Origin of the sequence: Streptomyces sp. bgisy159 (assembly GCF_965341775.1) — a bacterium.
Taxonomy (GTDB): domain Bacteria; phylum Actinomycetota; class Actinomycetes; order Streptomycetales; family Streptomycetaceae; genus Streptomyces.
In genome coordinates this window covers 289,007-313,493 of sequence record NZ_CBDQZH010000002.1, presented here as the reverse complement: position 1 = coordinate 313,493, position 24,487 = coordinate 289,007, and the positions used below count along the sequence as shown (strand labels likewise).

General features: G+C 72.8%; 24 protein-coding genes and 1 riboswitch. Of the genes, 11 read left to right on the top strand and 13 right to left on the bottom strand.

Annotation, left to right across the window (positions count from 1 at the left end; translation table 11 throughout):
* Position 1: 1 nt before the first annotated feature.
* Positions 2 to 1,066 (bottom strand): GNAT family N-acetyltransferase, encoded by a 1,065-nt coding sequence (locus tag ACSLTV_RS03555; RefSeq protein WP_432155502.1) that lies wholly within the window; start codon positions 1,064 to 1,066, stop codon positions 2 to 4.
* Between the two features lie 260 nt (positions 1,067 to 1,326).
* Between ACSLTV_RS03555 and ACSLTV_RS03550 the strand changes: the two genes are divergently transcribed.
* Positions 1,327 to 2,169, top strand: coding sequence for an HAD family hydrolase (locus ACSLTV_RS03550; protein WP_432134295.1), 843 nt, complete (start codon positions 1,327 to 1,329; stop codon positions 2,167 to 2,169).
* Positions 2,170 to 2,247: 78 nt separating this feature from the next.
* On the opposite strand, the gene ACSLTV_RS03545 is transcribed toward ACSLTV_RS03550, so the two are convergent.
* Positions 2,248 to 2,754, bottom strand: coding sequence for a transglycosylase SLT domain-containing protein (locus ACSLTV_RS03545; protein WP_432134294.1), 507 nt, complete (start codon positions 2,752 to 2,754; stop codon positions 2,248 to 2,250).
* Between the two features lie 3 nt (positions 2,755 to 2,757).
* Positions 2,758 to 2,926, bottom strand: a riboswitch (cyclic di-AMP (ydaO/yuaA leader).
* A 445-nt stretch (positions 2,927 to 3,371) separates the two neighbouring features.
* On the opposite strand from ACSLTV_RS03545, the gene ACSLTV_RS03540 reads away from it, so the two are divergent.
* The 4 genes from ACSLTV_RS03540 (at position 3,372) to ACSLTV_RS03525 (ending at position 7,842) form a co-directional block, all read left to right on the top strand.
* Positions 3,372 to 4,382: a polyprenyl synthetase family protein gene (locus tag ACSLTV_RS03540; RefSeq protein WP_432134293.1), complete on the top strand. Its 1,011-nt coding sequence runs from the start codon at positions 3,372 to 3,374 to the stop codon at positions 4,380 to 4,382.
* Between the two features lie 247 nt (positions 4,383 to 4,629).
* Positions 4,630 to 5,841 carry a LolA family protein gene (locus ACSLTV_RS03535; protein ID WP_435611600.1) on the top strand — a complete coding sequence of 404 codons (1,212 nt, stop codon included), beginning with the start codon at positions 4,630 to 4,632 and terminating at the stop codon, positions 5,839 to 5,841.
* A 20-nt stretch (positions 5,842 to 5,861) separates the two neighbouring features.
* A complete protein-coding gene (locus ACSLTV_RS03530; RefSeq protein ID WP_432134291.1) occupies positions 5,862 to 6,848 on the top strand; it encodes an ATP-binding cassette domain-containing protein in 987 nt (328 codons plus the stop codon).
* Positions 6,835 to 7,842 carry an ABC transporter permease gene (locus tag ACSLTV_RS03525; RefSeq protein ID WP_435611599.1) on the top strand — a complete coding sequence of 336 codons (1,008 nt, stop codon included), beginning with the start codon at positions 6,835 to 6,837 and terminating at the stop codon, positions 7,840 to 7,842. Before ACSLTV_RS03530 ends, ACSLTV_RS03525 begins: the two co-directional genes overlap by 14 nt.
* A gap of 16 nt (positions 7,843 to 7,858) precedes the next feature.
* Here ACSLTV_RS03525 and ACSLTV_RS03520 read toward each other — a convergent pair whose 3' ends face one another.
* The 3 genes from ACSLTV_RS03520 to ACSLTV_RS03510 are packed head-to-tail and all read right to left on the bottom strand — an operon-like array spanning position 7,859 to position 9,301.
* Positions 7,859 to 8,443 carry a flavodoxin family protein gene (locus ACSLTV_RS03520; RefSeq protein ID WP_435611598.1) on the bottom strand — a complete coding sequence of 195 codons (585 nt, stop codon included), beginning with the start codon at positions 8,441 to 8,443 and terminating at the stop codon, positions 7,859 to 7,861.
* Positions 8,444 to 8,498: 55 nt separating this feature from the next.
* The gene (locus ACSLTV_RS03515) at positions 8,499 to 8,780 is read right to left on the bottom strand and encodes an amidase family protein (RefSeq protein WP_435611597.1); all 282 of its coding nucleotides are present in this window, start codon (positions 8,778 to 8,780) and stop codon (positions 8,499 to 8,501) included.
* Complete coding sequence (locus ACSLTV_RS03510; protein WP_435611596.1) at positions 8,777 to 9,301, bottom strand: DUF6668 family protein; 525 nt, start codon at positions 9,299 to 9,301, stop codon at positions 8,777 to 8,779. Before ACSLTV_RS03510 ends, ACSLTV_RS03515 begins: the two co-directional genes overlap by 4 nt.
* A gap of 193 nt (positions 9,302 to 9,494) precedes the next feature.
* On the opposite strand from ACSLTV_RS03510, the gene ACSLTV_RS03505 reads away from it, so the two are divergent.
* Complete coding sequence (locus ACSLTV_RS03505; protein ID WP_435611595.1) at positions 9,495 to 10,754, top strand: tetratricopeptide repeat protein; 1,260 nt, start codon at positions 9,495 to 9,497, stop codon at positions 10,752 to 10,754.
* Positions 10,755 to 10,802: 48 nt separating this feature from the next.
* Here the strand turns inward: ACSLTV_RS03505 and ACSLTV_RS03500 are convergent, their stop codons facing one another.
* From ACSLTV_RS03500 to ACSLTV_RS03490, 3 genes are all read right to left on the bottom strand, one after another.
* On the bottom strand, positions 10,803 to 11,279 hold the full coding sequence (locus tag ACSLTV_RS03500) for a VOC family protein (RefSeq protein WP_432134285.1): 477 nt from the start codon (positions 11,277 to 11,279) through the stop codon (positions 10,803 to 10,805).
* Between the two features lie 34 nt (positions 11,280 to 11,313).
* Positions 11,314 to 12,324 (bottom strand): EamA family transporter RarD, encoded by a 1,011-nt coding sequence (gene rarD, locus ACSLTV_RS03495; RefSeq protein WP_432134408.1) that lies wholly within the window; start codon positions 12,322 to 12,324, stop codon positions 11,314 to 11,316.
* Between the two features lie 206 nt (positions 12,325 to 12,530).
* Complete coding sequence (locus ACSLTV_RS03490; protein ID WP_435611594.1) at positions 12,531 to 13,385, bottom strand: SDR family oxidoreductase; 855 nt, start codon at positions 13,383 to 13,385, stop codon at positions 12,531 to 12,533.
* Between the two features lie 91 nt (positions 13,386 to 13,476).
* On the opposite strand from ACSLTV_RS03490, the gene ACSLTV_RS03485 reads away from it, so the two are divergent.
* On the top strand, positions 13,477 to 13,896 hold the full coding sequence (locus ACSLTV_RS03485) for a winged helix-turn-helix transcriptional regulator (protein ID WP_432134283.1): 420 nt from the start codon (positions 13,477 to 13,479) through the stop codon (positions 13,894 to 13,896).
* Positions 13,897 to 13,912: 16 nt separating this feature from the next.
* On the opposite strand, the gene ACSLTV_RS03480 is transcribed toward ACSLTV_RS03485, so the two are convergent.
* The 5 genes from ACSLTV_RS03480 to ACSLTV_RS03460 all read right to left on the bottom strand — a co-directional run bounded on the left by ACSLTV_RS03480 (position 13,913) and on the right by ACSLTV_RS03460 (position 21,075).
* Positions 13,913 to 14,962: a 2-oxoacid:ferredoxin oxidoreductase subunit beta gene (locus tag ACSLTV_RS03480; RefSeq protein ID WP_432134282.1), complete on the bottom strand. Its 1,050-nt coding sequence runs from the start codon at positions 14,960 to 14,962 to the stop codon at positions 13,913 to 13,915.
* Entirely contained in the window at positions 14,955 to 16,883 is a 1,929-nt protein-coding gene (locus tag ACSLTV_RS03475) for a 2-oxoacid:acceptor oxidoreductase subunit alpha (RefSeq protein ID WP_432134281.1), read from the bottom strand. Before ACSLTV_RS03475 ends, ACSLTV_RS03480 begins: the two co-directional genes overlap by 8 nt.
* A 210-nt stretch (positions 16,884 to 17,093) precedes the next feature.
* Positions 17,094 to 17,753: a LuxR C-terminal-related transcriptional regulator gene (locus ACSLTV_RS03470; RefSeq protein ID WP_435611628.1), complete on the bottom strand. Its 660-nt coding sequence runs from the start codon at positions 17,751 to 17,753 to the stop codon at positions 17,094 to 17,096.
* Positions 17,754 to 18,352: 599 nt separating this feature from the next.
* Entirely contained in the window at positions 18,353 to 19,699 is a 1,347-nt protein-coding gene (locus ACSLTV_RS03465) for a sensor histidine kinase (protein ID WP_432155475.1), read from the bottom strand.
* Positions 19,700 to 19,875: 176 nt separating this feature from the next.
* Positions 19,876 to 21,075, bottom strand: coding sequence for a sensor histidine kinase (locus ACSLTV_RS03460; protein ID WP_432134279.1), 1,200 nt, complete (start codon positions 21,073 to 21,075; stop codon positions 19,876 to 19,878).
* A 227-nt stretch (positions 21,076 to 21,302) separates the two neighbouring features.
* Between ACSLTV_RS03460 and ACSLTV_RS03455 the strand changes: the two genes are divergently transcribed.
* Genes ACSLTV_RS03455 through ACSLTV_RS03440 form a run of 4 tightly spaced genes read left to right on the top strand, consistent with a single transcriptional unit; the run spans position 21,303 to position 24,467 of the window.
* A complete protein-coding gene (locus ACSLTV_RS03455) occupies positions 21,303 to 21,698 on the top strand; it encodes an NADH-quinone oxidoreductase subunit A (protein WP_432134278.1) in 396 nt (131 codons plus the stop codon).
* The gene (locus tag ACSLTV_RS03450; RefSeq protein WP_432134277.1) at positions 21,689 to 22,315 is read left to right on the top strand and encodes an NADH-quinone oxidoreductase subunit B; all 627 of its coding nucleotides are present in this window, start codon (positions 21,689 to 21,691) and stop codon (positions 22,313 to 22,315) included. Before ACSLTV_RS03455 ends, ACSLTV_RS03450 begins: the two co-directional genes overlap by 10 nt.
* Positions 22,312 to 23,502, top strand: coding sequence for an NADH-quinone oxidoreductase subunit C (locus tag ACSLTV_RS03445; protein WP_435611593.1), 1,191 nt, complete (start codon positions 22,312 to 22,314; stop codon positions 23,500 to 23,502). Before ACSLTV_RS03450 ends, ACSLTV_RS03445 begins: the two co-directional genes overlap by 4 nt.
* On the top strand, positions 23,499 to 24,467 hold the full coding sequence (locus ACSLTV_RS03440) for a complex I subunit 1/NuoH family protein (protein WP_432134275.1): 969 nt from the start codon (positions 23,499 to 23,501) through the stop codon (positions 24,465 to 24,467). Before ACSLTV_RS03445 ends, ACSLTV_RS03440 begins: the two co-directional genes overlap by 4 nt.
* Positions 24,468 to 24,487 lie beyond the last annotated feature (20 nt).

The following is a 24,487-nucleotide window of genomic DNA, read 5'->3' as shown; positions in this document are numbered from 1 at the left end:
GTCACGGGCGGCGCAGTCGCCCCGTGCCCTTCAGCACCCGCGCGGCCGCCGCCGCCAGCCTCGGCCGGCCGCGCACGAAGTGGTGCGCCCGGCGCGCGGGTTCGCGGCTGAGCCAGTGGAGCGCGGCGCCCACCCCCGGACGCGTCCACGCCCCCTCGTACACGGGGACCTCCCCGGTTCTCAGCGCGTCCTTGTACTCGGCGGCACCCCGCCCCAGGTCGAGCGCGCCGATGCCCTCGGCGGCGGCGGCCTCGGCCATCCGCAGGTGCAGCACCAGCCCCGGCGAGTACTTGGCGAACTCCGTGTCGTACGCGGGGAACCAGCAGGCCAGCATGGTCGAGGAGCGCAGACCGAAGTGGGCGGCGACCGGCCGGCCGGCGGCGTAGAGCACGGACAGGGTGCCGGTGCACTCCGGGGTCCGGGTGCCGGCCAGCGTGTGCACGAGCCGCGTGATCCACTCCTGGGCGAACCGGTCCCGGCGGCCGGTCCGGCGGTACTGGGCGGACTTCCACGCCATGAGTGCGCGCAGCGCGGCCGGATCGCGTTCGTCGAACACGAAGCGCAGGTCGCCGACCTGGCGGCCGAGCCGGCGTTCCTTGGCGAGCGTCGTCCTCAGGAACTTCGGCGACTGCTCGCGCAGCACGGACTCGTAGGCGTCGTAGCCCTTCTCCACGTCGATGACGTACGAGGCGTACTCGGCGGCCGCGTGCGGCACGAACAGCCGTTGTCCCGCCTCCAGGTTGTCGAAGGCGAACGCGGACAGCGAGCAGGCCCGCATCAGTTCGGCGGTGTCCAGGACGAGCCCCGGGTCCAGCACCGCGCCCTGGACGTCGGACACTCCGTGCGCCAGCGCCCGGCCGACGCCGAACGGGCCCCGCTCATGGGGCAGGAAACCGGCCGGCTCCCGCCCCTCGTGGACCACCGCCACCCGGGCCCGCGGTCGCACCCGGCCCACGGCGTCGGTGAACTCCGGTTCCATGAAAGGGTTGCGCGGCGCCGACGAGAGGGCTCGCAGCCCGCGCCACCGTTCCTTTTCCCCCGTGCCGAGTTCGCCCGGCCGCAGCACACGAATGCGCCCACTGTTCAACCTGACCCCCCGATCAAGTCCCCCCTGGACTCTTGGACGGTACCGCCCGAGTCGGTACGTGCGGTAGGTAGCGGAGCATGTTGTTGCCAACCGGTGCAGAACCCGTCAACCGTCCTTTACCCGGCGATGAGCGGAATAGCAGGCGATGGGGGTGGCGTTCACCGGCGCCGGGCGGCGGTGTGCGGGCGATGCCGGGAGACGGCCGCCGGGCGATGGTCCGGTGTCCGTATTCTCTGATCATGCCCGCACCCACCGCATATGCCGACCGCGCTGTGTACCCCGCGTATCCCGGGTACTCCCTCGTCGCCACGGACCTGGACGGAACGCTGCTGCGCGGCGACGACACCTTCTCCGACCGGTCGCTGAACGCGCTCGCGCGGGTCACCGGGGCCGGCGCCCGGCACCTGGTGGTGACCGGCCGGCCCGCGCCGCGGGTACGGCCGCTGCTGGAGAACCTGCGCAGCAGGGGGCTCGCGGTGTGCGGGCAGGGCGCGCAGTTGTACGACGCCGGCGCGGACCGTCTGGTGTGGTCGGTCACCCTGGACCGGGAACTGGCAGAGACCGCGCTCGGCAAGATCGAGGCCGAGGTCGGTTCGGTGTACGCGGCCGTCGACCAGGACGGCGTCGACGGGCTGACGCTGATCGAACCGGGCTACCGGATGCCGCACCCGACGCTGCCGGCGGTGCGGGTGGAGCGGCGCGAGGACCTGTGGGGCGAGCCGATCAGCAAGGTGCTGCTGCGCCACCCCGAGCTGTCGGACGACGAGCTGGCGGCCACGGCGCGCGCGGCGGTGGGCTCGCTGGCCACGGTCACCATGTCGGGGCCGGGTACGGTCGAGCTGCAGCCGTGCGGGGTGACCAAGGCGACCGGTCTCGCGCTGGCCGCCCAGCACCTCGGCATCGGCCCGGCCGAGACGGTGGCGTTCGGCGACATGCCCAACGACATCCCGATGTTCGACTGGGCGGCGCGCGGGGTGGCGATGGCCAACGCCCACCCGGAACTGAAGGCGGTGGCCGACGAGGTCACGCTGTCGAACGAGGACGACGGCGTGGCCGTCGTCCTCGAACGGCTGTTTCCCTGAGGCCCGGTCGGGTCCGGTCCGGCCCGGCCGAGCGGGGCCGGGCCGGACCAGGCATCCGGGGGCTGCTCGGGTGGGTGCTCAGTACGCGCCGAAGACGTTGTCGATCGAGCCGTAGCGGTCGGCCGCGTAGTTGCAGGCGGCGGTGATGTTGGCGACCGGGTCGTACGGGTCGTACGCGGTGCCGGGCACGTGGTACGCCTGGAAGGTCGGGTCGATGACCTGCAGCAGCCCCTTGGAAGGCGTGCCCGCGGCGGCGTTGGAGTCCCAGAGGTTGATCGCGTTCGGGTTGCCGGACGACTCGCGGATGATGTTGCGGTAGATGCCGTCGTAGCTGCCCGGGATGCCGGTCTCGGACATGATCGCCAGGGACTCGCGGATCCAGCCGTCCAGGTTGTTGGGGTACCCGGCGATGGTGGTCGTCGAGGTGGGCGTGGCGGTGGCGGCGCTCGCGGTGGCCGCCCCGAGCAGGGGGAGGGCGAGGACGGCCGCGCCGGCGCCGGCGGCGACGAGGGCACGCAGGCCGCGGGCGGTGCGGGGCCGGGTGGTGCGGCCGGAAGCGGGCAGGGGGGTGCCGTGTGCGGGCATGGGGATGTTCCTCTCCGGCGCCTGCGAGGTGAGCTGTCGGGTTCGGGCGGGGAGGTGCCCGGCCGCGCCCGGTGCGGGCACGGCTTCACCCCGAGCCGGCCGGGTCGCTGCCCGGCGCGGCGGTCTACCTGGGTCCCCCGCTCCTGCCGTACGCGAGTGGTGATCGATGGGTGGGTGCCGGGCGGCGGCAGGATTCGGCGTCCGCTCGACTGGGCGGGAACGTATGCGAGAGCACATGTCGGGAACAAGTGGGGAATTCACATAACGCGCCCATTGGCCGTGCGTGATGCCTATGAGGTGCTTGATCCTTTGCGTTCGCCACGGGTCAACTCGCCTGGGGGGAGCGGGAGAAGGGTGAAGGTGCGGTGGCCGGTCGGCGAGGGCGAGTGAGTCATGTCACCGAGATCCACAATGCATGGTAAATCGGGCAATAGTGGCTATTTCTTCATTAGTCGCCTCGTGGATACTTTCCGGTAAGTCGATAAATGTCCCGTCACGTGAGGCGGTGGGGTCTGATGGTGATCGAAACGTGACCGGATACGCTGACTTGAGTGATGGCAGCGACCTATCGACAAACCGTGAACCGCCGGTAGACACCAGCAGACAGGAGACCCCTCGTGACCGTCGTCGGGCCGTTCGGGCTGAGCGTGCGGGACCAGGCTCTCGAAGCCGATGTCCAGGCTGGATTGGCGGCTGTCGAGGAGGGCCTGCTCGAAGCCACCAAGAGTGAGGTGCCCTTCATCACGGAGGCCGCCCAGCACCTGGTGCGGGCCGGCGGCAAGCGGTTCCGGCCGCTGCTCGTGATGCTCGCGGCGCAGTTCGGTGACCCCTACGCGCCGGGTGTCGTGCCGTCGGCCGTGGTGGTGGAGCTCACCCACCTGGCCACCCTTTACCACGACGACGTCATGGACGAGGCGGAGGTGCGGCGCGGCGTCGACAGCGCGAACACCCGCTGGGGGAACTCCGTCGCCGTCCTCACCGGTGACTTCCTCTTCGCGCGCGCCTCGCAGATCCTCGCCGACCTCGGACCCGAGGCGGTGCGCGTGCAGGCGCTCGCGTTCGAGCGGCTCGTCACCGGGCAGATCCTGGAGACGGCGGGGCCCACGGACGGGCGTGACCCCGTGGAGCACTACCTCGACGTGCTCGGCGGCAAGACCGGGTCGCTGGTCGCGGTGTCGTGCCGGTTCGGCGCGATGATGTCGGGGGCCGACGAGACCGTCGTCGACGTGCTCACCCAGTACGGCGAGCGGCTCGGCGTCGCCTTCCAGCTCGCAGACGACGTGCTCGACATCGCCAGCGACTCCCACGAGTCCGGGAAGACCCCGGGCACCGATCTGCGGGAGGGCATCCCGACCCTGCCCGTGCTGCGGCTGCGGGAACGGGCGGCACGGCTGGGGCTGCCCGAGGACATCGCGCTCTGCGAGCTGCTGGACTCCGACCTCAGCGACGACGCCCGGCACGCGGAGGCGCTGGCCGGGCTGCGCGCCCACCCGGCGCTGGAGCAGGCCCGCCGGGACACCGTGCGCTACGCCCAGGACGCCCGCTCGGCGCTGTCCCCGCTCCCCGACTGCGGCGCCAAGGCGGCCCTGACGGAGCTGTGCGACGCGGTGGTCCACCGAGCGGGCTGACCCGCCGCCCCGGCAGTCGTCGTACGGCGGACTCCCGGCGGCCGTGGTGACGTCGGCGCCGCCCCCGTCCCCTACGGGTCGGGTCCGCCGCCAAGTCGCCCGTGTCATACCGCAGTCGTACGCCGAGTTGGCTCCGCAGGGTGACGTGCGCGGGAGGCGCATGCGGTCAGATGGTGGGTACGGAAAACCACCGCTCCTCACCGTTTCGGGTGAGAATGGCGCCGCCGACTACGGAGGTTAGGCACTCATGGCACCGTACGCATCCGACGACTCCACCAGCACGCGCCGCAAGGCCGTCCGGTACGTCGTCCCGGTCACCGTCGTGGGTGTCGCGGCGGCGACCATCGGGCTCGTCCCGGCGCTCGCCGACTCCGGCGACCCGGACCTGCCCGAGATCACCGCCCAGCAGCTCGTCGAGAAGATCGCCGCGTCGGACGTCGAACGGTTCTCCGGCACCGTGAAGATCACCGCCGACCTGGGGCTGCCCGACTTCGGCGGCCTTGCGGACGGCTTCCTCTCGGCGACCGGAGAACGGGGCGACGGCTCCTCGGCCGACCCCTCGGCCCGCCTCACCGAGCTGGTCACCGGCACGCACACGCTGCGCGTCGCCGCCGACGGCCCCGACCGGCAGCGGCTCTCGCTGCTGGAGAAGGGCGCCGAGTACAGCCTGATCCACAACGGCAAGGACGTCTGGGGCTACGACAGCGCGTCCAACGAGGTCCACCACTCCACCGCCGAGGAGTCCGGGGCGGCGGGCGGGGACCGCGAGCACTCCGCTCCCGTCACGCCGAAGGAACTCGCCGACCAGGCCCTGAAGGCGGTCGACGACACCACCTCCGTCACCGTCGACGGCACCCTGCACGTCGCCGGCCGGGACGCCTACAAGCTGGTCATCCGGCCCAAGGACGACGCCTCCACGGTCGGTGCCGTCACCGTGGCGGTCGACGCGGGCACCGGCACGCCCCTGAAGTTCACCCTGACCCCGGCGAGCGGCGGCGCGGCCGTCGTGGACGCGGGCTTCACCCAGGTGAGCTTCGACAAGCCGGACGCCTCCGCGTTCGACTTCACCCCGCCGAAGGGCGCCAAGGTCACCGAGGCCGACGACGCCGAGTCCGAGGCCGGGGCGAAGGGTCCGGAGGGTTTCGGGCAGGAGTTCCCCGGGCTCGGCGAGACCGACGACGCGAAGGTCCTCGGCGAGGGCTGGGGAGCCATCGCCACCTTCGACTCCGGCGCCGAGGGCCTGGCCGGCCTCCCCTCCGGGGCGGCCGCCGGCGGCGGGGACATGGGCGGCTTCGGCGACTTCCTCGGCTCCTTCGGCGACAAGGTCACCGGGAAGTTCGGCTCCGGTACGGTCTACTCCACCCGCCTCGTCAACGCCCTGGTCACCGACGACGGCAAGGTCTACGTCGGTGCCGTCACCAAGGACGCGCTGGTGAAGGCGGCGGACGGGCAGAAGTAGCCACGGGACGGGAGGGGCCGATGGGCGCGGGACACGGTGACCCGGGGTCACCCGGCGACGGGGGACACCCCGACGACGTCATCCGCACCCGCGGGCTGACCAAGCGCTACCGCGGTGGCCAGCTCGCCGTCGACGCGCTCGACCTCACCGTCCCGCGCGGCAGCGTCTTCGGTTTCCTCGGCCCCAACGGCTCGGGCAAGACCACCACCATCCGCATGCTGATGGGCCTGATCGAGCCGACGTCCGGCTCGGCGTGGGTCCTCGGACAGCCCATGCCGCGCGCCGCCCGCACCGTACTGCCGCACGTCGGTGCCCTCATCGAGGGCCCGGCGCTCTACGGCCACCTCTCCGGCCGGGACAACCTCCACCGCTACGACGCCGCCGACCCGACCGCCGACCCGCGCACCCGGCGCGCCCGGACCGGGGCGGCGCTGGAGCGGGTCGGCCTCACGGCCGCCGCCGGGAAGAAGGCCCGGGCCTACTCGCTGGGCATGAAGCAGCGGCTCGGTCTCGCGGCGGCCCTGCTCCAGCCGCGCCGGCTCCTGGTGCTCGACGAGCCGACCAACGGTCTGGACCCGCAGGGCATGCGGGAGATCCGGGCCCTGGTGCGGGAGCTGGCGTCCGACGGCAGCACCGTCTTCCTCTCCTCCCACCTCCTCGACGAGATCGAGCAGGTCTGCACGCACGCCGCCGTGATGGCCCGCGGCCGGCTGCTCGTCCAGGGAGCGGTGGCCGACCTCGCGGCCCGGGCGCGCGGGCGGCTCGTGGTCACCACCCCGGACACCTCGGACGCGGCCCGGGTCCTCAAGGAGCGGGGGGTGGGGGACGTGGTCGTGGCCCAGGAAGGGCTGCGGGTCACGGGGGACCCGCCCGACGGCGATCCCGCCGAGCTGACCGCCGCTCTGGTGGCGGCCGGGGTGCGGGTGCGTGCGTTCGGGGTGGAACGCGCCTCGCTGGAGGACGCGTTCGTGGCGCTCACGGGGGAGGGGTTCGATGTCGCGGGCTGAGGTGCCCGGCGCCGGGGTGTCCGGTTCGTCGCCGTCGGGTTCGTCGCCGTCCGGTTCGTCATCGTCCGGTCCGGCGCCGTCCGGTCCGTCATCGTCCGGTCCATCGCCGTCCGGTCCGTCGCCGACCGGCGCGGTGATCGTGCGCCCCCGACTCACCTGGTCACTCGGGCTGTTCGTCAGCGAGTTCGTCGTCACCCTGCGCCGCTGGCGCACCGTGGCGCTGCTCGGGGTGCTGGCCGCCGTGCCCGTCCTGGTGGGGATCGCCGTGAGGATCGAGTCGGACGGCGGTGGCGGTGGCGGTGGAGGTGGAGGGGGCGGCGAGGGCCCGGCGTTCATGGCGCAGGTCACCAACAACGGCCTGTTCCTGGTGTTCACCGCGCTCGCCGCGACCCTGCCGTTCTTCCTGCCGATGGCGGTCGGGGTGGTCGCGGGCGACGCGATCGCGGGCGAGGCGAACGCGGGCACTCTGCGCTACCTGCTGGTCGCCCCGGCCGGCCGGACCCGTCTGCTGCTCGCCAAGTTCACCACCGCGGCCGCGTTCTGCCTGGTCGCCACCCTCGTGGTCGCCTGCTCGGCGCTCGCCGTCGGCGCGCTGCTGTTCCCGCTCGGCGATCTCACCACCATCTCGGGCACCCGGATCACGTTCGCCGAGGGACTGCTCAGAGCGCTGCTGATCGCGCTGGTGGTGGCCGCGTCCCTGCTCGGGGTGGCGGCGCTCGGACTGTTCGTCTCCACGCTCACGAACAGCGGCATCGCCGCGATGGCGACCACCGTCGGACTGTTGATCACCGTCCAGATCGTCGACCAGATCCCGCAACTGCACGCGGTCCACCCGTATCTGTTCCCGCACCACTGGCTGTCCTTCGCCGACCTGATGCGCGACCCCGTCTACTGGACCGACCTGCGAGAGAACCTCGGCCTGCAGGCGCTCTACACCGCCTTCTTCGGCTCGGCGGCGTGGGCTCGCTTCACGACGAAGGACATCGGCACCTGATCCGCCCGACCGGGTGTCAGTCCTCGTAGGGGAAGCGCGCGGGGGGTGTCTCCCGCGCGAAGAACGTCTTGGCGCGGGCCAGCGCCTCGGTGTCCGTCAGCACGTCACCGGGCCTGCTGCCGTTGCCCAGCAGCACCCCGCCGAACCGCATGCGCAGGTACGCGGCCGAGTTGCGCAGGGTGCCCACGAGCGGGTCGGCGACCTCGGGCTCGCGGTGCGCGAGTGTGGTCACGCCCCACAGGGTGCGCCCTGCCATCGTTTCCCTGAAGTCGACGCCGGGCGTGCGCAGCCAGCCCGACCAGTGGTCCAGGTAGCGCTTGGTCTGCGCGGAGACCGAGTACCAGTACAGCGGCGAGACGATCACGATGTCCGTCGCGGCGAGCGTGGCGTCCAGCAGCAGCCCGGCGGCGCCCCCGGTGGGGCGGACGTGGTCACTGTCGTGACGCAGGTCCCGGAACTCGGGCAGCGGATGCTCGGTCAGGTCCACCCACTCCCGTGTCACGTCGGCGGGCAGCTGCTCGGCCGCCCGGCGGGCGAGGAGTTCGGTGTTGCCCTCGCTGCGGCTGCTGCCGAGCACGAACAGGAAGCGGCGGGTAGTCATCGGGTCCCCTTCCCCGGTGGGCCGGTCCGACGACCGACATGAACATGCATGTGCATTATATGCATGCGCAGGCAATCTGGAGCAACGTCTCCTCCGCGCCGTGCCGTGCGACGACCTGCAGCCCGGCCAACGGCAGCACCGCACCGGCGGCCACCAGGGCGTCCACCTCGGCGGCCCGCCGCAGCGCCCGCTCCGGCCACACGTCGGCGAAGGCGGACAGGACGGGGTCCACCCGCTCGATCCGGTGAAGGGCCTCGCGCACCACGTCGACGGCCCGCCCCCGGCCCGTGCCGACGTCGGCGGCGATGTCGACGGCCCGCCGACACGGCTCCCTCACCGCCCGCCCGTCGTCCCGGCGAGCCGTACGAGCGGCCCGGTGCCGCGCGGCGGAGGGCCGGTGAGGTCGCCCAGGCGCCAGGCGGGGACCCAGGGCACGCGGTGGACGGCCACGACCTCCTCCAGACACCGCACCCGGACGGCGAGCGGACGGGGCAGCCGGCCCGGCGCGTCCGCGACCAGCACCACCGCGTCCAGGCCGAGCCCGTGAGGTGCCTCTCCGCGCCGGAAGGCGTCGACCGCCCGCGCGGCGGCCGCCAGACCGCCGGCGTGCGTACGGGCCACCAGCAGCACGGACGCCGGCACGTCGGGGCCGGGCCAGTCACGGCCGCAGTCGTGGCCGCCGTAGACCGCCGCGAGCGTGGTCGCGCCCGCGCCGCCGTGCACGGCCACCCAGGAGCACCGGCGCGGGCCCGGGACACGGGCGGCCGGGGGGTCGTACGGCGGTGCGGGCGTCGTTGCGCCGACCGGGCCCCGGATCCAGATCTCCGGTCCGCGTCCGTCGCCCCCCGTGGTCCGCATCCGCCCCGCCCCTCCCTGTGGCCGCCGCCCCCGTTCCCGGCAGTCTCGTCGGGTCTGGAACGAGGCTGTGACGTCGCGGTGACGTGTGCAGCGGGGCGAGCGGCGAGACTCAACAGTACGTGTACGACGGGATCGTGACGCTGGGGAGTGTGAGCCGTACGGCGTCCCCACGCATCCGAGTGTGAGGGAACCGATGTCTCGACTCAGCCGCGAGAAGCAGCGGGAAACGGCCGTGGTGGTGCCGCTGGAGGTGCGCGTCCCCGGAACGGGGGCCGCGGGGGCCACGATCGGCGGAGTGCCGGTCGGCGCCACCGGCGACGAGGAGATCCACCACGCCGTGCTGCGCCACCTCCACCGGGTCGCGCTGGCCACCGGCCACCCCGTGCTCGCCACGGTGCACGACTCCCGGATCGGCTATGTCGTCCCCCTGCGGGTCGACCCGGACGGGTCCAGCCACTTCACGGCGGAGCCGGTACGGACGGGCGCGCTGCAGGAGGCGGCCCGCTCGGCGGCCGACTCGCCGCCCACCTTCCGGCTGCGGGCGGTACCGTCCAGCCCCACGCCGCCCGAAGCAGGAGCCGAAGTAGAAGCAGAAGCCGGGTCCGACTCCTCCCCTTCCCCTTCCGATTCAGCCTCGGCCTCCGCCTCCGGCGCCATCCCGTCCCCCGGTACGGCCACCGCCCCCACCGGGGTCTTCGGCCCGCCGCCGAGCATGCCGCTCGCCGCGGAGCCGACGGACGCCGAGGCTCCGGCCGCCGTCCGCACGTCGTTCGAGCCGGTGCCCATCACGCCCCCGGCCCCGCTCCCCGTAGCCCCGGCCGCCCGAGTCGCCCCCGTCGCCCCGGTCGCCCCGGTCCCCGAGGACGCCCTGGTCGCCGAGCTCGCGATGGAGGACGCCAGGCCCACCCCGGCCCGCGGGTTCGACGCGGTGGCCGAGGCCGTGCTCGCCGAGGAGGAGCCCGGCGCCGGACCCGGCGGGGACGCGGCGCTGCTCGCGGAGCCGATGCGGCGGGTCAACGCGGCGGTGCGGGCGGGCCGTACCGAGGAGGCCGGGCAGATCGCGGACCACACCGTGGCAGAGGCGTCGCAGGCGCTCGGCCCGCACCACCCCGAGGTGCTGCGGCTGCGCGAACTCACTGCCTACATCGCCTACTTGGCCGACGACCCGCTGCGTGCCTTCCACCTCTCCCTGGACCTGACCCGGATTCACCGTCGGCTCGGGGACGCCGAGGCCGCCTACGGCAACGTGCAGAGCGCGGCGGCCGCCTGGCGAGCGGTGCGCGACCCGCTGCAGGGGCTGGACCTGGGTCAGGAACTCCTCACCCTGTGGACCGAACTGACCACCGAGGACGGCCCCGCCGCCGACGAGGCCGAGGCACTCGACTCCGCCCGCGCCCGCATGCACCGACTCACCGACCGGGCCCGCAAGGCCGGCCGGGAGCCGGGGCGCTGACGCGGACGGCACCCAGGGAGGCAGCCGCGGCCGGGCGGTGAGCCCGGCTCACTGCACGCAGAACTCGTTGCCCTCGGGGTCCGCCATGACCACCCACCGGCCGCCCGGTTCCGCCACCTCGCGCAGCACGCTCGCCCCCAGCGCCGTCAGGCGCTCGACCTCGGTGGCGCGCCGCTCGGCGCCGGCGTGCAGGTCGAGATGGAGCCGGTTCTTGCCGGACTTCTCCTCCGGCACCCGCTGGAACAGCAGCCGCCGTCCCAGGCCGGTGCCGCTGTCCGGGTCGTACGGGTCCTGCGGGTGCCGTACCGCGACCAGGTCACGGAAGGCGGGCCGGCCGTGGTACTCCACGGTGGCCTCGCCCGGCAGCATCCCGCCCTTCAGCAGCCGTTCGATGAGCGCGCTGTTGTCCTCGGCCTCGTAGTGCAGGGCGGCGGACCAGAAGTCCGCCTGGGCGTGAGGGTCGGCGCAGTCGATGACGAGCTTCCAGTGCAGGGGCGCGGGGGATGAGGTCTGATCCGGCGTCATGCGACTCGTTATATCGAGTGCGCCGACGCCGTTGCTACGGCTTGACCTTCAGTGGCGCGTCGGCGGTGTCGGCCGTCCCGGCGGCGGCCGCCGTGTCGGCCGGGGCGAGTTCCTGGGCCGGTACCGCGGCAGAACCAGAAGCGGAAGCCGAAGCGGAGGCCGATGCGGAAGCCGAAGCGGAAGCAGCACCGGCAGCGGCGGCGCGCAGGGCGCGGGCGGAGCGGTGGGCGGTCCGCAGTGCGTCCCAGGTGAGCAGGGTCAGCGCCAGCCAGACCAGGGAAAAGCCGGCCCAGCGCTCGGGCGGCATGGCCTCGTGGAAGTAGGCGACACCGAGCAGGAACTGGAAGACCGGTGCGAGGTACTGCAGCAGGCCCAGTGTGGACAGCGGCACGCGGATCGCGGCCGCGCCGAAGCAGACCAGGGGCAGCGCGGTGACGATGCCGGTCGAGGCGAGCAGGGCGGCGTGCCCCGTGCCTTCGGTGGTGAAGGTGGACTCGCCGCGGCCGGTCAGGAACATCAGGTAGGCCAGCGCCGGAAGGAACTGCAGGGCGGTCTCGGCGGCCAGCGACTCCACCCCGCCGAGGTTGACCTTCTTCTTCACCAGTCCGTACGTGGCGAAGGAGAACGCCAGCACGAGGGAGATCCACGGCGGCCGGCCGTAGCCGACGGTCAGGACGATCACCGCGGCGAGGCCGATCGCGACGGCCGCCCACTGGGCCGGGCGCAGCCGTTCCTTCAGCAGCAGGACGCCCATGGCGATGGTGACCAGCGGGTTGATGAAGTAGCCCAGCGACGCCTCGACCACGTGGCCGGTGTTCACGGACCAGATGTAGACGCCCCAGTTCACCGTGATCACGGCGGCCGCCACCGCGACCAGTGCCAGTCGGCGCGGCCGGCGCACCAGTTCCCCGGCCCACGCCCAGCGCCGCACGAAGCACAGCGCGACGGCGACGAAGACCAGGGACCACACCATGCGGTGGGCGAGGATCTCCACGGGCCCGCCGGGCTTGAGCAGCGGCCAGTACAGGGGCACCAGGCCCCACATGCCGTAGGCGGCGAAGCCGTTCAGCAGACCTATGCGCTGATCGCCCTTGGGCTGTGCGGCCACGGCACCCTCCTTCTCGTCTCGCGCACGCGCGCGTGGCTCGAAGGTAGCGCCGGACACCCCCGCCTGTCATGCCCGTATCGCCATACGGTCATGACAGGCGGGGGTGGGGTTGTTCCGGGCGGTCCTGGGCGGTCCGGAGTGGGTCAGCCCTGGAGGGCGGCCCTGATCGCCTCGGAGACGGGGGTGGTCGGGCGGCCGATCAGCCGGGACAGGTCGCCGCTGGTGACGACGAGCTCCCCCTTCTCGACCGAGAGGTCGACGCCCGCGATGATCCGGGCGAGCGGCTCCGGCAGGCCGGCGCCGGTCAGCACGGACACGTAGGTGTCGAGCGGGACGGGGGTGTACGCGAGCTCCTTGCCGGTCTGCCGGCCCACCTCGGCCGCGTACTCGGCGAAGCTCCACGCCTCGTCGCCGCCCAGCTCGTACGTCGCGTTCTCGTGGCCCTCGCCGGTCAGCACCGCGACCGCGGCGGCCGCGTAGTCGGCGCGGGCGGCGGACGAGACCCGGCCGTCGCCGGCCGCCTGGACCACGGCGCCGTGCTCCAGTACCGGCGCGAGGTTCACGGTGTAGTTCTCGTGGTACCAGCCGTTGCGCAGCAGCGTGTACGGCAGGCCGGAGGCGAGCAGCGCCGCCTCGGTGGCGCGGTGGTCGTCGGCGAGCGCGGCCGTCAGGGTGCCCGGCGCGCTGGTGTACGCCAGCAGGGCGACCCCGGCGGCCTTCGCGGCGTCGATGACGGCGCGGTGCTGGCCCGCCCGGTCGTTGCCGATCTCGCTGCCGGAGATCAGCAGCACCCTGTCGCCGGCCGCGAACACGCCGTCGAAGGTCTCGGGGCGGCTGTAGTCGGCGACCGCGATCCATACTCCGCGGGCCGCGAGACCGGCGGCCTTGGCCTCGTCGCGCACGACCGCGGTGATCCGCTCCGCGGGGACCTTCTCCAGCAACTGCTCCACGACGTGCCGGCCGAGGTGTCCGGTGGCTCCGGTGACGACGATGCTCATGATTCACAACTCCTTGTGGGGTGGCTCTGCCGCTAACCCTAGGAGTAGCGCTAACTGAACGAAAGTACCCACTTTGAAGTAAGGTACTGGCATGGCAGTAAGTAAGCAGGAGGGCCGCCGCCCCGGCGACACCGAGGCCATGTGCCCCTACCGCCTCGTCCTGGAGCACGTCACCAGCCGCTGGGGCGTACTCGTGCTGATCCAGCTGCTCGAGGGCACGCACCGCTTCAGCGAGCTGCGCCGGGCCATCGGCCGGACGGGCGGCCGGGGCGTCAGCGAGAAGATGCTCACCCAGACCCTGCAGACCCTGGAGCGCGACGGCCTGGTCCACCGGGACGCCCGGCCGGTGATCCCGCCCCGCGTCGACTACTCCCTCACCGGCCTCGGCCGGGAGGCCGCCGAGCAGGTGCGTGCCCTGGCCCGGTGGACCGAGACCCGGCTGGCCGACGTCGAGGAGGCCCGCCGGGCATACGACGAGGCCCGGGCGGAGAACCGCTCCCGGGCCTCGTGACGGGCGTACGCCGGACTCAGCCGATGACCGTCCAGGTGTCGCCGCCGGTCAGGAGTGCGGCGAGGTCGCCCTTGCCGTGTTGTTCGACGGCGGTGTCGAGCTGGTCGGCCATCCGGTCGTCGTAGACCGGCCGGTCCACGGACCGGAACACCCCGATCGGTGTCCGGTGCAGGGTGTCGGGGTCGGCGAGGCGGGAGAGGGCGAAGGCGGTGGTGGGTGAGGTGGCGTGGGCGTCGTGGACCAGGACCCGGCTCTCGTTGTCGGGTGTCACCTCGACGACCCGCAGGTCGCCGGTGTCCGGGTCGCGTACGACGCCCTGGGAGGCGTCGCGGCCGAAGCGGATCGGCCGGCCGTGTTCCAGCCGGATCACCGCTTCCTCGGCCTGCTGCCGGTCCTTGAGCACCTCGAAGGCGCCGTCGTTGAAGATGTTGCAGTTCTGGTAGATCTCGACGAGCGCGGTGCCGGGGTGGTCGGCGGCCTGGCGCAGTACCTCGGTGAGGTGTTTGCGGTCGGAGTCGACGGTCCGGGCGACGAAGGACGCCTCGGCGCCCAGGGCGAGCGAGACCGGGTTGAAGGGGGAGTCCAGGGAGCCCATCGGGGTCGACTTGGTGATCTTGCCGAGTTCGGAGGTGGGACTGTACTGGCCCTTGGTCAGGCCGTAGATGCGGTTGTTGAACAGCAGGATCTTCAGGTTGACGTTGCGGCGCAGGGCGTGGATGAGGTGGTTGCCGCCGATGGACAGCGCGTCGCCGTCGCCGGTGACCACCCACACGGACAGGTCGCGGCGGGAGGTGGCCAGGCCGGTGGCGATGGCCGGGGCGCGGCCGTGGATGGAGTGCATCCCGTAGGTGTTCATGTAGTACGGGAAGCGGGAGGAGCAGCCGATGCCGGAGACGAAGACGATGTTCTCGCGGGCCACGCCGAGCTGCGGCATGAAGCCCTGCACGGCGGCGAGGATCGCGTAGTCGCCGCAGCCGGGGCACCAGCGCACTTCCTGGTCGGACTTGAAGTCCTTCATGGACTGCGCGGCCTGCGCCTTGGGGACCAGCTTCAGCGTCTCAGTCATCGATGGCCTCCTTCAGCGCGGCGGCGAGCTGTTCGGCCTTGAACGGCATGCCGTTGACCTGGGTGTGGGAGTGGGCGTCGACCAGGTACTTCGCCCGGAGCAGCAGGGCGAGCTGGCCGAGGTTCATCTCGGGCACGACGACCTTGTCGTACCGCTTGAGCACCTCGCCGAGGTTGCGGGGGAAGGGGTTGACATGGCGCAGGTGGGCCTGCGCGATGCGGCCGCCCGCCCGGCGGATCCGGCGCACCGCCGCGGTGATCGGCCCGTAGGTGGAACCCCAGCCCAGCACCAGGGTGCGCGCGCCGTCCGGGTCGTCGACGGCCAGGTCCGGCACGTCGATGCCGTCGATCTTGGCCTGCCGGGTGCGGACCATCGTCTCGTGGTTGGCGGGGGCGTAGGAGATGATGCCCGAGCCGTCTTCCTTCTCGATGCCGCCGATGCGGTGCTCCAGGCCCGGCGTGCCCGGGACCGCCCACGGGCGGGCCAGGGTCTGCGGGTCGCGCAGGTAGGGCCAGAACACCTCACTGCCGTCGTCCAGGGTGTGGTTGGGGCCCTGCGCGAACCGCACCGTCAGGTCCGGCAGCTCCTCCAGCTCCGGGATCCGCCACGGCTCGGAGCCGTTGGCCAGGTAGCCGTCCGACAGCAGCATCACCGGCGTGCGGTAGGCCAGCGCGATCCGGGCCGCCTCCAGCGCCGCGTCGAAGCAGTCGGCCGGCGTGCACGGCGCGATCACCGGCACCGGCGCCTCCCCGTTACGCCCGAACATCGCCTGCAGCAGGTCCGCCTGCTCGGTCTTGGTCGGCAGGCCCGTCGACGGGCCGCCCCGCTGGATGTCCACGACCAGCAGCGGCAGCTCCAGCGACACCGCCAGCCCGATCGTCTCCGACTTCAGCGCCACCCCCGGCCCCGACGTCGTCGTCACCGCCAGCGACCCGCCGAACGCCGCGCCCAGCGCCGCACCGATCCCGGCGATCTCGTCCTCCGCCTGGAAGGTACGCACCCCGAAGTTCTTGTGCCGGCTCAGCTCGTGCAGGATGTCCGAGGCCGGCGTGATCGGGTACGAGCCCAGGAACAGCGGCAGGTCCGCCTGCCGCGAAGCCGCGATCAGACCGTACGACAGCGCCAGGTTCCCCGAGATGTTGCGGTAGGTGCCGGCCGGGAACGCCTTCGCCGCCGGCGCCACCTCGTAGGAGACCGCGAAGTCCTCCGTGGTCTCCCCGAAGTTCCAGCCCGCCCGGAACGCCGCGATGTTCGCCTCCGCGATCTCCGGCTTGCGGGCGAACTTCGAGCGCAGGAACGCCTCCGTGCCCTGCGTGGGCCGGTTGTACATCCACGACAGCAGCCCCAGCGCGAACATGTTCTTGCTGCGCTCGGCCTCCTTGCGGCTGAGGTCGAAGTCCTTCAGCGCCTCCACGGTCAGCGTGGTCAGCGGCACCGGGTGCAGCTGGTAGCCGTCCAGCGACCCGTCCTCCAGCGGCGAAGCCGCGTAGCCGACCTTCGCCATCGCCCGCTTGGTGAACTCGTCCGTGTTGACGATGATCTCCGCACCCCGCGGCACGTCCCCGATGTTCGCCTTCAACGCGGCCGGGTTCATCGCCACCAGTACGTTCGGCGCGTCGCCCGGGGTGAGGATGTCGTGGTCGGCGAAGTGCAGCTGGAACGAGGAGACACCCGGCAGGGTGCCGGCCGGAGCGCGGATCTCCGCCGGGAAGTTCGGCAGCGTCGACAGGTCGTTCCCGAACGACGCCGTCTCCGACGTGAAACGGTCACCGGTGAGCTGCATACCGTCACCCGAGTCACCCGCGAACCTGATGATCACCCGGTCCAGACGACGCACGTCCTTCGCACCGGCCGGTTTTCGCTGTTCTCCCACGACGCTTGCGTCGGCCTGCTCCGCTGGGCTGCTGACCTGACTGGTCACTGAACTGGACCTCCCTGAGGCGGCTGTCGGGGAGCGGTCTGTGATCTCTACCAGACCTTCCCGAAATCAACCCTACGTCGATAAGGGCGTACCTTGATTTCCCGGCGTTGATTTCTCGGCGGTTCATGAAACAGGTCGGTATTTCACGAGGTCGGACCGCGGTTCACGGGATCCGGTGCGGGCGGTCGGCGATTCACGGGACCGACCGCCTCACGAGTTCAGGTAGGTCAGCACGGCCAGCACCCGGCGATGGTCCCCGTCGCTCGGCGAGAGCCCGAGCTTGAGGAAGATGTTGCTGACGTGCTTCTCCACCGCGCCGTCGCTCACCACGAGCTGCCGGGCGACGGCCGAGTTGGTGCGCCCCTCCGCCATCAGGCCCAGCACCTCGCGCTCCCGCGGGGTGAGCCCGGCCAGCACGTCCTGCTTCCGGCTGCGCCCGAGCAGCTGCGCGACCACCTCCGGGTCGAGGGCCGTACCGCCCTCGGCCACCCGCACCACCGCGTCCACGAACTCCCGCACCTCGGCCACCCGGTCCTTGAGCAGGTAGCCGACGCCGCGACTGGAACCCGCCAGCAGTTCGGTGGCGTACCGCTCCTCCACGTACTGCGACAGGACGAGTACCCCCAGACCGGGGTGCGCCTTGCGCAGCTGCACCGCCGCACGCACCCCCTCGTCGGTGTGCGTCGGCGGCATCCGCACGTCCGCCACCACCACGTCCGGCAGCGCGCCCTGGTCGTACAGCTCGGTGACCGTCTTCACCAGGGCCTCGCCGTCGCCCACCCCGGCGACGACGTCATGCCCTCGGTCGGTCAGCAACCGGGTCAGGCCCTCCCTCAGCAGCACCGAGTCCTCGGCGATGACCACCCGCACCCTGTCCTCCACGTCCTCTGCTCCCCCGTGCCCCGGCAGTTGCCGGGGTCCAGCATTCCAGCATTGAGGACCTTGGTGGGCCGGGGCAACGAGAATAGGGACCGGACCAGGGAATTCCGGGGAACGAACCGGGCCGACCGACCGCCGATTCCGGCCGCCCGGCCCTTTTCCGGCCACATTGGCTCAGCGCTTTCCCCCCACCCGCGTGCCGCGCCCGGCGATGCTCCGCCGGGCCGTGCTTCGGTTCCGTGCCGGAGCGATGGTCCGCGGGGTTGTGCTGCCGTGCCGCGCCGACGCCCGCCGCGCCCCGCTGCGGCGGTTGCCGCCGGGTTGTGCTTCGGTTCCGTGCCGGGGCGGTGTGGCCGCGGGGTTGTGCCGCTGTGCCGCGCCGACGCCGCGCCTCGCTGCGGCGGTTGCCGCCGGGTTGTGCTTCGGTTCCGTGCCGGGGCGGTGTGGCCGCCGCGTTGTGCCGCCGCCCCGCACCACGGGCGGCTCCATCCCCCCGACAGGCTGCGGCACGGGGGCGGACAGCCGCCGTCCCGCGCCCCGGGCGGCTCCACCGCCACCCGGTGGGGCCGCCCGCTGGGCAAGCGGTGTTCTCACACCTCCGCGCCGCGCCACGGCAGCTCCGCCGTCACGCGGGTGGGGCCGCCGGCCGGGGAGTCGACCATCAGGATGCCGTCGACCGCGTCCAGGCGGCCCGCCAGACCGGCCAGCCCTGAGCCGGCCGTGGTGTCCGCGCCGCCGACACCGTCGTCCACCACCTGCAGCAGCATCCGGTCCTCCGACCGCCACACGTCCACCGACGCCGAGCGCGCCCCGCTGTGCTTGCTGACGTTCTGCAGCAGCTCCGACACCGTGAAGTACACGATCCCCTCGATAGCCGGGGCCGGCCGCTCCCGCAGGTCCACCTCCACGCGCACCGGCACCGTGCAGCGCGAGGCCACCGACGACAGGGCGGCGTCCAGGCCCCGGTCGGTCAGCACGGCCGGGTGGATGCCGCGCGCCAGGTCGCGGAGCTCCTGCAGCGCCGTCTTCACCTCGCCGTGCGCCTCGTCCACCATCCGCGCCGCCGTCCGCGGGTCCTCCCGCAGCTTCTCCTTCGCCAGCCCCAGATCCATCGCCAGCGCCACCAGCCGGGCCTGCGCGCCGTCGTGCAGGTCCCGCTCGATGCGCCGCAGGTCGGCGGCCGCCGCGTCGACCACGACCCCCCGGTCCGACTCCAGCTCCACCACGCGCGACGCCAGCCGCGACGGGCCGAGCAGCCCGTGCACCAGCAGCCGGTCCACCATTGTCAGCGCCCGCACGACCCACGGCGTGGCCAGCGTGAACACCAGGCCCACGCCCGCGGTCACCGAGATCTCGAACGGGTTGTCCAGATAGACGCTGTGCTGCTCGTCCCCGTACAGCTGCAGGCCGTCCTGGCCGCCGTACATCGGGAACACCCAGAACCACAGCGGGTACGTCAGCAGGCTCCAGCCGGTCGTCCACAGGGCCACCGTCACGGCGAACGAGAACACCGCCCACGGCAGCTGCACCAAGGCGTACAGCAGGCTCCGCCAGGAGGTGCCGCTGCGCAGCGTCGCCCCGATCCAGCCCATCGGGCCGTTGCGGCGCGGCCGCAGCGGCTCCGGCGCCGCCACGTCCAGCCGCAGCAGCCCCCGCGCCCGCGCCCGCTCCAGCGCGCCGAAGCCCCGGCACCCGGCCAGCCCCGCCGCCAGCACCGGAACGCCGAGGAACGTCACCAGCAGGCCCACGCCCAACGACGTCATCGTCACCGCGAACGTGAAGAGCAGCACGCTCACCGGCAGACCCGTCAGCACGTACGCCAGCTCCCGCCAGGCCCGCGCCTCCACGGGCGCGCGCAGCGCGGCGGGCAGTCGGCGCGGGCGCTCAGCGGCGGCCCCGGGGGCCGGCCCGTACTGCTGTCCGTACTCCATGACCATCGCCGTCGTCCATTCTCGTCATGAGGCTCCGCTGTCGTACCTCCACCCTCGCCGCCCCGCGCGGCCGGAACCATCCGGCCCGTCGGCGTCCCGGGAGGGGGGTTTTCCCCACCCCGGCCCCGCCGGGCAGCGGGGGCTGCACCGCGGTTCGCGGCCCGGCCCAGCCGGGCCCGGGGCTACGCCGGTTCGCCGCGGTCCCGCCAGGGGAGCTCCGCCGTGATCGTCGTGGGGCCGCCGGACGGAGAGTCGGTGACGAACAGGCCGTCGACGGCGTCCAGGCGCTCGGCAAGACCGCGCATACCGGTGCCGCCGTCGAGCCGCGCCCCGCCCCGGCCGTCGTCCACCACCTGGATCAGCAGCCGGTCGTCCGTGCGCCACACGTCCACCGACGCCGAGCGCGCCCCGCTGTGCTTGCTGACGTTCTGCAGCAGCTCCGACACCGTGAAGTAGGCGATGCCCTCGATGGCCGCCGCCGGCCTGCTCACCAGGTCGACGGTCACCTTCACCGGCACCGTGCAGCGCGAGGCCACCGACGACAGGGCGGCGTCCAGACCACGGTCGGTCAGGACCGCCGGGTGGATGCCGCGCGCCAGGTCGCGCAGCTCCTGCAGCGCCAGCTTCACCTCGCCGTGCGCCTCGTCCACCATCGCCGCCACCGCGTCGTCGGCCCGGCCCTCCAGCAGCTTCTCCTTCGCCAGGCCCAGCCCCATCGCCAGGTTCACCAGCCGGGCCTGCGCCCCGTCGTGCAGGTCCCGCTCGATGCGCCGCAGGTCGGCGGCAGCGGCGTCGACCACGACACCCCGGTCGGACTCCAGTTCGGCGATACGGCGCTCCAGCTCGTCCGACGGCGACAGCAGCGCCCGCACCATCGCCCGGTCGGCGTTGGCCAGCCCCCGCGCCAGGAAGGGCAGCACCGGCCAGAGCACGAACAGCGACGTCACCGTGGTGACGAAGGTGAGGATGCCCCACGGAAGCCGCATGAAGTCGTACAGGATCGTCCGCCAGCCCACCGGGTCCTTCAGCACCAGCCACAGCCGCTGCAGCCCGCTCTCCCGGCGCAGCGGCAGCGGGGTCGGCTCGTCGATCCGCACCCCCAGCAGCGCCCGGGCCCGCGCCCGCTCGACCCGGCCCAGCAGCCGCGCCCCCGTCAGCCCCAGCGCCAGCAACGGCAGGCCGACCACGGTCAGGGACAGCGCGGCACCGGTCACCATCACCGTCATCACGTACATGAAGCCGATCAACGCCATCGGCAGGTTCGCCAGAAGGTGCGCGATCTCCCTCCACGTGTGCTCGTCGAAGGCGAGCCGGGGAGGCGGCGGCGCGGGCTCGTCGGCGCGCGGGGCGCCATGGCGCCGGGTGGGCTGCGATGCGGTCATATGGGCTAGCGTGCCGTGCGGTGGCCTGCCGCGCCATGAGGTCGGCGCCCGCCCGGAACGGGGGAAAACCCCACCCTTGCCGCGTTCCCGCATCTCAAGGCGCGACGGGCTGCTTACCGTCCCTTTATCAGGGCCTAGACTCCCGTGCGTACAGATCGTCGAACAGTGTCGAGGCGTCGTCCGGACATGGTCGAGGCAGGGTCGAGGACAGGGAGCGAGGGACCGACGTGCGGGAACCGACCGTCGTCGTCGCGGCGGACTACTTCCAGTCGTACTCGGTGGTGGGGCTGCTCGCCGTCGTCGGCGTGCTGTTCGTCGCCGTCGCCTTCGGGGCGGGCCGCCTGCTGCGCCCGGTCGTGCCCACCCCCGAGAAACTCCTGACGTACGAGTGCGGGGTCGACCCCGTCGGCGAGGGCTGGGCGCACACCCAGGTCCGCTACTACGTCTACGCCTTCCTCTACGTGATCTTCGCCGTCGACTCGATCTTCCTCTTCCCCTGGGCGACGATCTTCGCCGCCCCCGGCTACGGCGCGACGACGCTCGTGGAGATGTTCGTCTTCCTGGGCTTCCTCGCCGTGGGCCTGCTGTACGCCTACAAGAAGGGCGTCCTGTCATGGACGTGAACCCGGGCACGGACGTGAACCCCGCTCCCGTGCCGCTCCCCGAGCCGAAGCGGCTGGGCGCGCTGGCCCGCCTCGCCCCCGAGCCGATGAAGGTCGTCCTGAACTGGGGCCGCCGCTACTCGCTCTGGGTCTTCAACTTCGGCCTCGCCTGCTGCGCCATCGAGTTCATCGCCGCGTCGATGGCCCGCCACGACTTCATCCGCCTCGGTGTGATCCCCTTCGCGCCGGGGCCGCGCCAGGCGGACCTGATGGTGGTCTCCGGCACGGTCACGGACAAGATGGCCCCGGCCGTGAAGCGGCTCTACGAGCAGATGCCCGAGCCGAAGTACGTCATCTCCTTCGGCGCCTGCTCCAACTGCGGCGGCCCCTACTGGGACTCCTACTCCGTCACCAAGGGCGTCGACCAGATCATCCCGGTCGACGTGTACGTCCCCGGCTGCCCGCCCCGGCCCGAGGCGCTCCTCCAGGGCATCCTCAAGCTTCAGGAGAAGATCGCCCGCGAGTCGCTGGGGGAGCGGTACGGCCACGGCTCCCCGGCGGGCCGGCCGTCGGCCGACGCCCTGCGCAGCGGCCTGGTGCAGCCGCCGGCCCCGTCCGGGGAGGGGGACGCCCGATGAGCACGGCCGGCTGGCTGCCCGCCCCCGCCGAGGAACTCTTCGGCCCGGACGCCACGGCCGGGGAGTCCTACGAGGTCCTCACGGTCGACGTCCCGCCGGGCTCCTGGACGGACGCCCTGCGCACCGCCCGCGACGAGCTGGGCTGCACCTACTTCGACTGGCTGAGCGCGGTGGACGAGCCCGGCGAGGGCTTCCGGATCGCGGCCCACGTCGTCGCGCTGGGCCCGGTCCGACGGCTCCTGCTGCGCACCACGGTGCCGCACGAGGCACCCGCCCTGGCCTCCGCCGTCGACGTCTACGGGGGCGCGGCCTGGCACGAGCGCGAGACCCACGAGATGTTCGGCGTGACCTTCGAGGGCCACCCCGGGCTGGACCACCTGCTCCTCCCCGACACCTTCGAGGGACACCCCCTGCGCAAGGACTTCGTCCTCGCGGCCCGCGTCGCCAAGGCGTGGCCCGGCGCGAAGGAGCCCGGGGAGCAGGCGGCGGGTCCGGGCCACGGCGGCCCCAAGCGCCGCCAGATGCTTCCCCCCGGTGTTCCCGACCCCAACGAGTGGGGCCCGCTCAAGGGCCAGCTCCCGCCCGCCCCGGCCCGTCCCGCCCGCGGCACCACAGCGGCGGGCCGCCCGGGCGCCGGCCGCGCGGCGGCGGGAGAACGACCCCCGCGGCGCACCCGTACGGCGGCGGAGGGCTCCGCCAGCCAGGCCGGCGCCCCCGGCCGTGGCGCGCCGGAGTCGAACCAGAACCAGGGCAACAAGCAAGGCCAGCACCAGGGCAAGAACCAGGGCCAGGGGAACCAGGACCGGGGCCAGGGAACGGGCGCCGCCGGCTCCACGGGCCGGAGCGGGGCCGAAGGGACCGCTCCCCGGAGCGCCAGGCCCCCGGCGGCCCCGCGCAGCGCCGACGCCCCGTGGCACCACTCCCGCCCGGCGTTCGAGGAGCCCCGGCCCGAGCCCGACAGGGGGCCGGAGTCCGACCGGAAGCCCGAGTCCGAGAAGGGGCCGGAGCCCGAGAGGAAGCCGGAGATCGAGAAGGGGTCGAAGGCCGACAGGAAGCCCGAAGCTTCCGAAACCTCTGACACACCCGCCCCCGCCCCCGCGCCCACACCCGAAGCCGAAGCCGAAGCCGACCCCGGCGGCACCGAGGGTCCCGGCACCCCCGACACCCCCACAGGAGGCGAGCAGTGAACGACGCCCTCGACGTCGCCCTGCGACTCCTGATCGTCTTCGGCGTCTTCCTCACCTTCCCGCTGATCATCGGTCAGACGGAACACAAGGTGATGGCCCACATGCAGGGCCGCCTCGGCCCCATGTACGCCGGCGGCTTCCACGGCTGGGCCCAGCTCATCGCGGACGGCGTGAAGTTCGCGCAGAAGGAGGACGTCGTCCCCGCGGACGCGGACCGCCGTATCTTCCAGCTCGCCCCGGCCGTGGCCCTGCTGCCGTACCTGCTGGTGCTGCTCGCCGTCCCGATCGGCCCGAGCGAGGGCGCCGTCGGCCAGGTCGTGGACGCGGGCGTGTTCTTCGTCCTCGCGGTGATGGGCGTCGGCGTGCTCGGCTCCCTGATGGCCGGGTGGGCCAGCGCCAACAAGTTCTCCCTCCTCGGCGGTCTGCGTACCGCCGCCCAGCTGCTGGCCTACGAGCTGCCGATGCTGCTGACCGCCGCCTCCGTGGCGATGGCGGCCGGCACCGTCTCCCTGCCCGGCATCCTCGACGCCTTCGAGTGGTGGTGGCTGCCCTGGCAGCTCGTCGGCGCGATCGTCTTCTTCGTCGCCGGCCTCGCCGAGCTCCAGCGACCGCCCTTCGACATGCCCGTCGCCGACTCGGAGATCATCTTCGGCGCGTACACCGAGTACACCGGTCTGCGTTTCGCCCTCTTCCTGCTCGCCGAGTACGCCGGCATCGTCGTCCTGTGCGGTCTGACCACCGTCCTCTTCCTGGGCGGCTGGCACGGCCCCTGGGGTGCCGACGGTCTCGGCTGGGTCTGGACGCTGCTGAAGGCCGCCCTGCTCGCCTTCGTCGTCATCTGGCTGCGCGTCACGTACCCCCGACTGCGTGAGGACCAGCTGCAGAAGCTCTCCTGGACCCTCCTCGTCCCCCTCTCCCTCGCTCAGATCGCCCTCACCGGCATCGTCAAGGTGGTGATCTCCTAGTGGGTGAGTCCCTGCCGCCC